The sequence below is a fragment of the Litoribacterium kuwaitense genome, assembly GCF_011058155.1.
Classification (GTDB): Bacteria; Bacillota; Bacilli; order Bacillales; family DSM-28697; genus Litoribacterium; species Litoribacterium kuwaitense.
Genome location: NZ_JAALFC010000065.1, coordinates 1 through 10,094, shown reverse-complemented (window position 1 = coordinate 10,094; position 10,094 = coordinate 1). Strand labels below are relative to the sequence as shown.

Below are 10,094 nucleotides of genomic sequence, written 5' to 3'. Positions count from 1 at the left end.
TTTTTTCATTCTTATGGCAACGGTTGGACCGCGGATTTTTCCGTTAAATATGCAAGTCGATTATGAAAATCGGTACGAACAGCCGAGCTTTGAGCATTGGCTCGGGACAGATTATGGGGGACGGGATGTGTGGGCGCAGATTGTGCACGGCTCACAGGAGGTTCTATTCATCGGTTTACTGGCGGCGGCGGTGACGCTGACCTTTGGGGCGGTGCTTGGAATGATTTCGGGACTTGTCGGCGGGAAGCTCGACACGGTGCTGATGATGCTGACGAATTTGTTTTTAACGATTCCATCGTTACCTGTGTTTATTATTTTGGCAGCATTTTTGTCGATTGAAGACCCGTTTTCTTTTGCGCTTGTGCTGAGTGCATGGAGCTGGCCGGGGTTGACGAGGGCTGTGCGGTCGCAAGTCATTTCGTTAAAGGAAAGGGATTTTATCGTCATCTGTAAGGTGATGGATTTAGGCTTGCCTCACATGATCTTTAAAGAAATAATGCCGAATATCGTCTCCTACTTGGCGATCAACTTTATTATGATTATGCGTGGAGCGATTGTCGGCAGCGTTGCCATTATGATGCTCGGCTTAGCACCATATTCGCCGACGAACTGGGGGCAAATGCTGAACCTGGCGATTTCCCAAACGGGCGGTATCTTTAATCCGAACGGCTACGTGTATGTGCTGTCGCCGATCGTCTGTCTTGCGTTGTTTCAGCTCGGCACGATTTTTCTTGCCAATGGGCTGGATGAAGCTTTAAATCCTAGATTGCGTACGAGAGGTGGTGCTTAAATGGAAAACATCATCGAATTTGAGCGGGTGAATGTTGATTTTCCGTTGCGCGGAGGCACGGTGCAGGCGGTGCGCGATGTGACGCTTCGGATTCCAAAAGGGAAGGTGACGGCGCTTGTCGGTGAGAGTGGGAGCGGGAAATCGACCTTAGCTTCGACACTGCTCCGGATGGTGTCGGCGCCAGGGGTGATTTCGGCAAACGGAATTCGGGTGGACGGTAAGGACGTTTTACAAATGTCGGAAAAAGCGTTGCGTCAGTATCGGTGGTCGGACGTGTCAATGGTCTTTCAGGCAGCGCAAAACTCGTTAAATCCGGTTGTGACGATTGGGGAGCAAATTACCGAAACGTATCGAGCGCATAAGAAGGATGCGACTGAAAGAGAGATTGAACAACGAGCGACCGAGCTGCTGGAGTACGTCAAGCTTGAGCCGCAACGGATGATGCGGGCGTATCCTCATGAACTGAGCGGGGGGATGAAGCAGCGGGTCATGATTGCGTTTAGCCTGTTGTTAGAGCCGAAGGTCGTCATTCTAGACGAACCGACGACGGCCTTAGATGTCATCACCCAAGACTATATTTTCTCGATTTTAGAGAAGATCAACCGTGAGCTTGGCATTACGTTACTTTTGCTGTCGCACGATATTGCGGTTGTCGCGAAGGTGGCGGATTATCTTGGGGTTATGTATGCCGGTAAAGTCGTCGAGTTTGATGACATTCATGCGATTTTTGAGCACCCAAAGCATCCATATACGGCCGGATTGCTCAAAGCTGTTCCGTCACTCATTCACGACCTCGATCAAATTAAGCCGATTCCAGGCGCTTCGCCAAACTTATTAAAGTTACCGTTTGGCTGTCCGTTCCATCCGCGGTGCGAGCTTGCGATGAGCGCTTGTAAGACGATTGAGCCCGAACTGGTTCCTACGGAAGAAGGCTACCGTCCAGCTTGTCATCTGTATGATCCAGATAAAGAGGAGGCGGCGACGATAAAATGACATCACTTTTGACGCTCGATCATGTGTCGATGCACTTTCCGAACAAAGAAGAAAAAGGTACGACGATTAAAGCTTTGTCCAACGTTAGCCTCGCCATTGAACCCGGTGAAATGATTGCGGTTGTCGGAGAAAGTGGCTGTGGCAAAACGACGCTTGGCAAAGTGATTGCTGGACTCCATCAGCCGACGGCAGGGACATATTATTATAAAGGTGAGGACGTTCGTCAACTAAGCGGTCAAAAGAAAAAGGCATATCGGACGAATATTCAGCTCGTGCAGCAGGATTCATATGCAGCCTTAAACCCGGCGAAAACGATCCAGCAGTCTCTCGCTGCGCCGCTTGTGCGGCACAACGTCGCTAAAGGTGGACGAAAAGTACGTGCAAAAATCGTTGAGTTGCTCGAAACCGTCGGCTTAAAGCCTGCCGAGCAGTTTTTAACAAAATTTCCCCACCAATTAAGCGGCGGACAGCGACAGCGCGTTCTCATGGCACGTGCCATCTCCCTCGATCCGGAGGTTATTGTTGCTGATGAGCCCGTCTCGATGGTTGACGTCTCCTTACGGTTAGCGATTCTCGACTTAATGACAAAACTCAATCAAACGTTAAATATTGCCTTCATTTACATTACGCACGATCTCGCAACCGCTCGTTTTATCGCGCAACGCGGGCGTCTTGCGGTCATGTATTTAGGGAGAGTGGTAGAGCTCAGCTCTGTTGGTGAATTGATGAAAAACCCCCAGCATCCGTATTTACAAGCTCTACTAACGGCAGTGCCGATCCCTGATCCGAAAATCTCAAAAGTGAAGCGAGAGCTGCCGTTAAAAGGACTTGAGGTGCCTAGCCTCGTCAACCCACCGAGTGGCTGTGCGTTTCATCCACGCTGTCCGTTTGCGGACGAACGCTGTCAGCAGGAGCATCCAGAGTTGCGTGAAGTTGAGCATGGCGTCGTCGCCTGTCACCATGCAGAAAGGATACCGAAATGGCGTTTGACAGCTTCTTCAAACTAATTTTCTACATTGCCGTTATCTTTGCTGTTTTTAGCGCATTACTGATATTGATGACGCCGCCGGGCACTGTCGAGTTTCAGCTCGTCCTTGTGACGCTCGTCTTGAATGTAGCGCTCGTCGTCGGCGTACTTCTGTTTAGCCGGTTTATGAAAAAGAGATTTGCAAAGAAGAAATAAGGTTGTGTGTGCATAGTAAACGAGATACGCGTGCGACCTTTTTCCATAGGAGATGGAAAGAGGTCTTTTTTCGCTGGCATTTTTGGGAAGCGTATTTCGTGAATGATTACATGAAGAGATACCGAAGCCAGTGTTGTTCTGCCTTCGCCAAATTGTTCCGACGAAGTAAAGAATTGTGATGAAACGAAACGTCACGACGGACCTCAACCCTTAACGATGCAACAATGCTGCAGTATATTACTTAGAACAATTTAATTTGTTGTAAGCATTCCAGACGATCTCTTATCTATTGAGTGGTATGTTCTTGTATCCAAGCTTCACCGTCCTTAAACAAACTTTTTGCTGTTATTTGCTCCTTTACATGGGAAACAATATATGAGAGAGTTTGAAAATGTGTTTTCATAAAGGCTGAATATCAAAGGAGCATACTAAACGAAATGTCTAAAAAAAGTGAGGAACCTGTTTCCTCAAAGGTCGATTGGCCCGTATTTGGTGTAAGTGGTGGATTATTACTTTTGTTTGTCATTGCGTCAATATGGAATGTTGAGGCAGTCAAAGGGATGGTGAGCGACGGGTTCGCCTGGTCCGCCAAGTATTTCGGTGCCTTTTGGCAAGTATTATTGTTATTGAACTTTATCATTGGATTAGTTATTGCCTTTTCAAAATATGGTCATGTCAAGCTAGGATATTTGGATAAGCCGGAAATGGGCACGTTTAAATGGCTCTCCATTATTATGGCGACTTTGCTCGCCGGTGGCGGGGTGTTTTGGGCGGCGGCTGAGCCGATGTATCATTTCCTTACTGTACCACCAGTGCACGAAGGTTTGGGAGATGCAACGACAGAAGCAATTATGCCGGCCTTGGCCCAAAGTTATATGCATTGGGGCTTCTTAGCGTGGGCAATTCTTGGCACATTGAGTGCGATTGTCATGATGTACGGTCATTACCATAAAGGGATGCCTTTAAAGCCAAGGACGTTATTGTACCCCATTTTGGTGAGAAACTGAGACACAGTTTTCTCGGCACGATGATTGACGCTTTTGCGATTATTGCAGTGGCGGCAGGAACCATTGGTCCAATCGGCTTTTTAGGACTTCAGGCAAGCTATGGATTACATGCTTTATTCGGGATTCCAGACGAATTAATGACACAAATCGCGATTATTGTTGTGTTAGTGCTTGTGACGACGATTTCTGCAATTACCGGACTTCATAAAGGGATTCAAATGTTAAGTGATTTTAATGTGCGTCTCGCTTTAGGACTTATTCTTTTTGTTGTCATTGTTGGTCCCGGTGGCTTTATTATAAACACGTTTATTTCTTCATTTGGTTCATATTTGAATAATTTTATCTCTATGGGGACTTTCCGTGGCGATTCACAGTGGCTGGCCAGCTGGACGGTGTTCTTTTGGGGCTGGTTTATCGGGTATGGACCGATGATGGCGATTCTCGTCAGCCGGATTTCACGTGGCCGTACCATTCGCCAAATGATTATCTCGATTAGCGTCATTGCGCCCATTGTGACAACGTTCTGGTTTACTGTTGTCGGTGGTTCAGGCATTTTCTTTGAGATTGAAAACCCAGGCTCGGTTTCTGAACAGCTCAGCTCGGGAGGCATGCCTGCCGCGATGATCGCCATTACCGAACAATTACCTCTTGGCTTCATTATTGCCCCGTTGTTCTTGCTGTTGACGATCGTATTCGTTGTGACGACCGGCGACTCGATGTCGTATACGATCGCGATGGCGGTTTCCGGTGAAGGCAATCCGCAAATTTGGCTCCGCATCTTCTGGGGTGTATTGATGGGGATCATTGCAGGCATTCTGCTTTTTATTGGCGATGGCAGTATCGACTCTCTGCAAAGTTTTATCGTCGTGAGCGCTGTACCAGTATCGATTTTACTGCTGCCGACGTTATGGCTGGCGCCTAAAGTGTCGAAGGAGCTTTTGCGTGAACAGCGTATGAAAGGTCAAGGGTAGGCAGCTGTCTCCTTGACATGATGGACCTGAATGCTATAATCAATCTGAAAAAAGCATGTCGTACATTCGATGACGAGAACGAGTAAATGTGGAAGCTGAACGACAGAGAGTTGACGGTTGCTGAAAGTCAATGTTCCAGTCCATATTGAACATCCTCTCCGAGAAGCAAAGCTGAACATCATTTAAGCTTTGCCGGTATTCCGCCGTTATCCGGAACGCGTATGGTGGTACGTAGAATGAGTGCTATTGAATGAACCGGATGCCGGTTTTATAAATAGAATCAGGGTGGTAACGCGGGTGCAAGCTCGTCCCTAACTTCGGTTAGGGGCGGGTTTTTTTAATGCGTTGACAAAAGAAAAGGACGTGATGAGCGTGAAAAATGTTGATGTACGTGAACAACCTTTACAACGCGAAGAGCGGGTCAAAGCGCTTTGGCAGGAAAAGCAAACATTTCAAAAATCGATGACACAACGCGAAGGACAACAGTCGTTTGTCTTTTATGAAGGCCCGCCGACCGCGAATGGGCTGCCGCATGCAGGGCATGTGCTCGGTCGTGTCATTAAAGATTTCGTGGCGCGCTATAAAACGATGCGCGGGTATCAAGTCATTCGTAAGGCAGGCTGGGATACGCACGGGCTGCCTGTCGAGCTCGGTGTTGAAAAAAGCATCGGCATCTCGGGGAAGCACGAGATCGAAGCTTACGGCGTTGAGAAATTTATTGAAGAATGTAAGAAAAGTGTGTTTGACTACGAGCGGCAATGGCGTACGTTTACTGACGCAATCGGCTATTGGGTCGACATGGATGATCCGTATGTCACATTGCAAAATGACTATATCGAAAGTGTCTGGCATATTTTAGCGACGATTCACGAAAAAGGCCTGCTCTATCAAGGGCATCGCGTCGTTCCGTACTGCCCGAGCTGCCAGACGTCGCTAAGCTCCCATGAAGTGGCGCAAGGTTATAAAGATGTGAAAGATTTGTCGGTGACGGCAAAGTTTAAAGTGAGTGATACTGACAATGAATATTTCTTAGGCTGGACGACGACGCCGTGGACGCTGCCGGCGAATGTGGCGCTTGCAGTCCATGAGGACGTGACATACGTTAAAGCGCAGCAAGGCGAAGACGTGTTGATCGTCGCGAAAAAGCTTGTGCACGACGTCTTAGGCGAAAACGTACACATCGTGAGTGAGCATCAAGGGCGTGAGTTTGTTGGCCTCACGTACGAGCCGCCGTTTACAGATCTCGATCTCAATCGAGGTCATGAAGTGTTAGCGGCAGCGTTTGTCACCGACGATAGCGGTACCGGAGTCGTGCATATCGCACCGGCGCACGGTGAGGATGACTATCAGGCGATCCAAGCAAGCGGTTTAGATTTTGTGAATGTAGTCGATCAAGCGGGGTGCTATACGGAAGCCATTCCGTCACTCGCCGGTCAGTTCGCAAAAGGTTGTGACGTCACGATCATTAAAATGCTCTCCGACAAAGGTCTTTTGTACGCGAAGGAAAAATACGAGCATAGCTATCCGCACTGTTGGCGTTGCGATTCGCCGCTCATCTACTATGCGATGGAAGGCTGGTTTATCAAAACGACAGCGATCAAAGACACCATTTTGCAAAACAATCAGTCGGTCACGTGGCACCCTGACCATATGAAAGACGGCCGCTTTGGCAAATTCCTCGAGAACATGGTTGATTGGAACCTTGGCCGTAATCGTTATTGGGGGACCCCTTTGAACGTATGGGTATGTCAAAGCTGTGCGCATCAATATGCACCGAAAAGCAGGCAAGATTTACAGGATCATGCGAAACATGCCGTTGCCGCCGACCTTGAGCTACACAAGCCGTACGTTGATGATGTCGTGCTGACGTGTCCTTCGTGCGCTGGGGATATGGCGAGGACAAAAGAAGTGATCGACGTTTGGTTTGACAGCGGGGCGATGCCGTTTGCGCAATACCATTACCCATTTGAAAATGAAGCGCTGTTTCAAAAACAATTCCCGGCAGACGTGATTGCGGAAGGGGTCGACCAAACGCGCGGCTGGTTTTACAGCCTCTTAACGGTTTCTTCGCTCTTTACGGGGAAAGCGCCATACAAACGGGTACTTTCATTAGGGCATATTTTAGACGAAGACGGACGGAAAATGTCTAAAAGCAAAGGAAACGTCATCGACCCGATGGAGCTCGTCTCTGACTTTGGGGCAGACGCGTTGCGGTGGGCACTTTTAGCAGATAGTGCACCTTGGAACAACAAGCGTTTCTCCAAAAATATCGTCAGTCAGGCGAAATCGAAAATGATTGATACGCTGCATAATGCGCATTCTTTCTTCACGATGTATGCACTGATTGACGGCTTTGATGCTGACAAAGAGCCAAAAGGCGCGCTGACACTGCTCGATCGTTGGGTGTTGTCTCGCTTGAATACAGTGATCAAAAACGTGACGGCTTTGCTTGACGCGTATGATTTTACGGCCGGTGCCAGGGAGCTGTCGGCATTGATCGAGCAGGTGAGTAACTGGTACATTCGCCGTTCCCGTGATCGTTTCTGGGGAGAAGGCATGAATGATGATAAGCGGGCCGCTTTTCACACACTGCATACGGTGTTAGTGAAATCGAGTCAATTAATGGCACCGTTCACCCCGTTTATTGCCGAAGACTTGCATATGAATTTAACAGGGGAAAGTGTTCATCTCACTGATTTTCCACAAGCGGATCAAAGCCAAATTGATTCCACGTTGGAGCACGAGATGGCACGCGTTCTCCAAGTGATTGAGCTCGCTCGTCAGCTGCGGAATGCAAAAAACATAAAAACGAAGCAGCCGCTCGCCGCCTTGACGGTCGTCGGCGCAACCGAAGAAACGGAGGCGCTCGCAAAATATGTTGCGATTATCAAGGACGAGATCAACGTAAAGGACATTTACTTGCAGGAAACAGCCGGTTCTGCCGTCACCTATGATATTAAATTGAATTTCGCAACCGCCGGACCAAAGCTAGGGAAGCGCGTCGGTGTCGTCCAAAAGGCAGCTCAGTCGCTCTCTCTCGACGAAGCAAAAACAGTCGCAAACCAAGGCTACCTCATAACTACAGCGCCAACGGGTGAAGAGGTGCGTGTCGAAGCTGAAGATTTACTGATCAAGCAAAAACCGCAGGAAGGTCTGGAGATGGCAGCAGACGCAACATTTACGGTCTTTTTAAATACAGAGATGACAGACGACCTGCGCAAGGAAGGTTTGGCACGCGAACTCATTCGCGCTGTACAACAATATCGCAAAGAATTAAACCTGCCGGTGGAACAGCGAGTCCGTCTATCCCTCGCGGTAAGTGAGCGTATGCACGAAGTCATCGAACAGTTCCACGCCCTTTTGCAGACGAACTTGCTCGTGAAGACAATCGAATTTGGTGAACGAGAAGGCATGAAAAACGTCGAGCTGGAAAATGAACAGATCGGCATTCATATTGAGGCATAAGTGAGCAAGAAGCGGGTAGCCCGGTCAAGCTTGTGAAAAACGACATCTGCACCTCGATGGTTAGGTTACAGCTAACCATTGAAGGTGCAGTTTTTTCATGACTAAGATGAGTCGTTTTGCTTTATAACAGGTGGAAGATAAGAAGGAGGAGTGGTTTCTTTAACCGTTTCCTAACAGGCTTTGATGCCAGATTATAAACTATAGTATGATGAGACAAAGTCATTAAACAACTTGCCGCTAACTTAGAGGGGCGAAAAAGCATTTCGGAGGCGAACGATGGGGAAAATAACAATTTATGATATAGCCAAGATTTCAGGATTTTCACCAAAAACGGTTTCCCGTGTGGTGAATGGGGAGAAGAACGTACGCGCCTCGACGTATGAGGCGATTCAAAAAGTCATCGAAGAGTTAAATTATACACCGAACTCGTATGCCCGCCATTTACGCAGTACGTCGTACAAAAACATTCTCATCTCAGTAAAAAAATCAGAAGCTTATCCGTTAAAGTGGTTTCATATTTTGTTAGAAAAGCTGATTTTAGAATGTCGGGCGCATCAGTTTAATGTCATGGTGGAATATTTTGATCAAGGAGACGATCTGGAAAATTCGCTTCTGCGCTCTGGGGCCAGTTTTATCGATGGGGCGGTTCTTTTTTATGAGGAACCTGAGGACGAGCGGATTTCATTGCTTCGTAAACTCAAAAAGCCTTTTGTCGTGTTTGGGAAAAGTAATACCGATGATGTCAATTACGTCACGAACGACGATTACGGAGCGCTTTATTCACTGACAGAATATTTATTAGCACAAGGGCATCGGCAGATGATGATGATGATTGGTGCCAATTCGATCGTCAATGCGGATCGGGTGCAAGGTGCGAAGGATGCTTATGAGGCACAGTCGTTTAATCCGGGGTGGGTTGATGTCGTTTATGACATGAGAACGACGGAAGACGTCTACCGCTACGCTCACAATCGCTATAAGGAGCTTAAACATTTACCGGATGCGATCTTCGTGTCAGGGGATGAAAAAGTAGCCGGGTTATTTCGCGCCTTTCATGAGCTGCAAATCGATGTGCCACGCGATGTATCGGTGATCGGATTTGATGACATTCCGTTAGCTGCATATTATGTGCCGTCCTTAACGACGATCGCGCAAAATTATGTCGAGCTTGCCAAAAAAGTCGTTCATAACTTGTTAGATCTGATGGAAGATAAAAAACCGACGTCCCTTGAAATCCCGACAGAACTCATTTTACGGGAGAGTGTCCGGCGTCGTTAACAATTTCTTAACAATACATTAATGATTTTTTAGTAATTATATGTTCTAATGAGCTTATGACATCGATGTCATAAGTTTTTATTTTTATGAAGGGTGACAGATATCATGATTCAATTCACAGATGCTGTAGGTTCAACGAAAAAATTCAACGAAGAAGGGAGGTTGAAGTGGTTTCCTGGCAATACAATTGTCTGCAACTTATATGAAGACACTAAAGTCATCGAAAAGATTAAAGAGATACAAGCTGCCTATCAAAAGCTATCTTGTGCCCATAAGTTTTCGATGATGCCGATGTCGTCGATTCATATGACCGTATTTGAGCTGCTGTGTCATTTTAATCGGACGCCGGAAAAATGGTCCGAATTTTTAAACATTGATGAAGACCTTGAGCATATCGATCAATTTTT

At 47.3% G+C, this 10,094-nt stretch carries 7 protein-coding genes, 1 pseudogene and 1 other annotated feature; all 8 genes and pseudogenes read left to right on the top strand.

What is annotated here, in order from left to right:
• Positions 1–790: ABC transporter permease (locus tag G4V62_RS18225; RefSeq protein WP_165204960.1), on the top strand; the 790-nt coding region annotated here is incomplete at its 5' end.
• The gene (locus G4V62_RS18220; RefSeq protein WP_165204958.1) at positions 791–1,783 is read left to right on the top strand and encodes an ABC transporter ATP-binding protein; all 993 of its coding nucleotides are present in this window, start codon (positions 791–793) and stop codon (positions 1,781–1,783) included. It abuts the gene before it with no gap.
• A complete protein-coding gene (locus tag G4V62_RS18215) occupies positions 1,780–2,790 on the top strand; it encodes an ABC transporter ATP-binding protein (RefSeq protein WP_165204956.1) in 1,011 nt (336 codons plus the stop codon). The genes G4V62_RS18220 and G4V62_RS18215 overlap by 4 nt, the downstream gene beginning before the upstream one ends.
• Entirely contained in the window at positions 2,763–2,966 is a 204-nt protein-coding gene (locus G4V62_RS18210; RefSeq protein WP_165204954.1) for a hypothetical protein, read from the top strand. Before G4V62_RS18215 ends, G4V62_RS18210 begins: the two co-directional genes overlap by 28 nt.
• Positions 2,967–3,403: 437 nt before the next feature.
• Positions 3,404–4,944: pseudogene (locus tag G4V62_RS18205) on the top strand (BCCT family transporter).
• 60 nt (positions 4,945–5,004) lie between these two features.
• Positions 5,005–5,260 (top strand) — a binding site (T-box leader).
• Between the two features lie 56 nt (positions 5,261–5,316).
• On the top strand, positions 5,317–8,409 hold the full coding sequence (ileS, locus tag G4V62_RS18200; RefSeq protein ID WP_165204952.1) for an isoleucine--tRNA ligase: 3,093 nt from the start codon (positions 5,317–5,319) through the stop codon (positions 8,407–8,409).
• 276 nt (positions 8,410–8,685) lie between these two features.
• On the top strand, positions 8,686–9,687 hold the full coding sequence (locus G4V62_RS18195; RefSeq protein ID WP_165204950.1) for a LacI family DNA-binding transcriptional regulator: 1,002 nt from the start codon (positions 8,686–8,688) through the stop codon (positions 9,685–9,687).
• Between the two features lie 105 nt (positions 9,688–9,792).
• Positions 9,793–10,094 (top strand): DUF1868 domain-containing protein (locus G4V62_RS18190; protein WP_165204948.1); only part of this gene is annotated, 302 nt, incomplete at its 3' end.

What these genes read in the sequence shown, in the direction of transcription:
- G4V62_RS18210 (WP_165204954.1), top strand. Translation starts at nt 2,763, where the DNA reads ATGGCGTTTGACAGCTTCTTCAAACTAATTTTCTACATTGCCGTTATC.
- G4V62_RS18215 (WP_165204956.1), top strand. Translation starts at nt 1,780, where the DNA reads ATGACATCACTTTTGACGCTCGATCATGTGTCGATGCACTTTCCGAAC.
- G4V62_RS18220 (WP_165204958.1), top strand. Translation starts at nt 791, where the DNA reads ATGGAAAACATCATCGAATTTGAGCGGGTGAATGTTGATTTTCCGTTG.
- G4V62_RS18195 (WP_165204950.1), top strand. Translation starts at nt 8,686, where the DNA reads ATGGGGAAAATAACAATTTATGATATAGCCAAGATTTCAGGATTTTCA.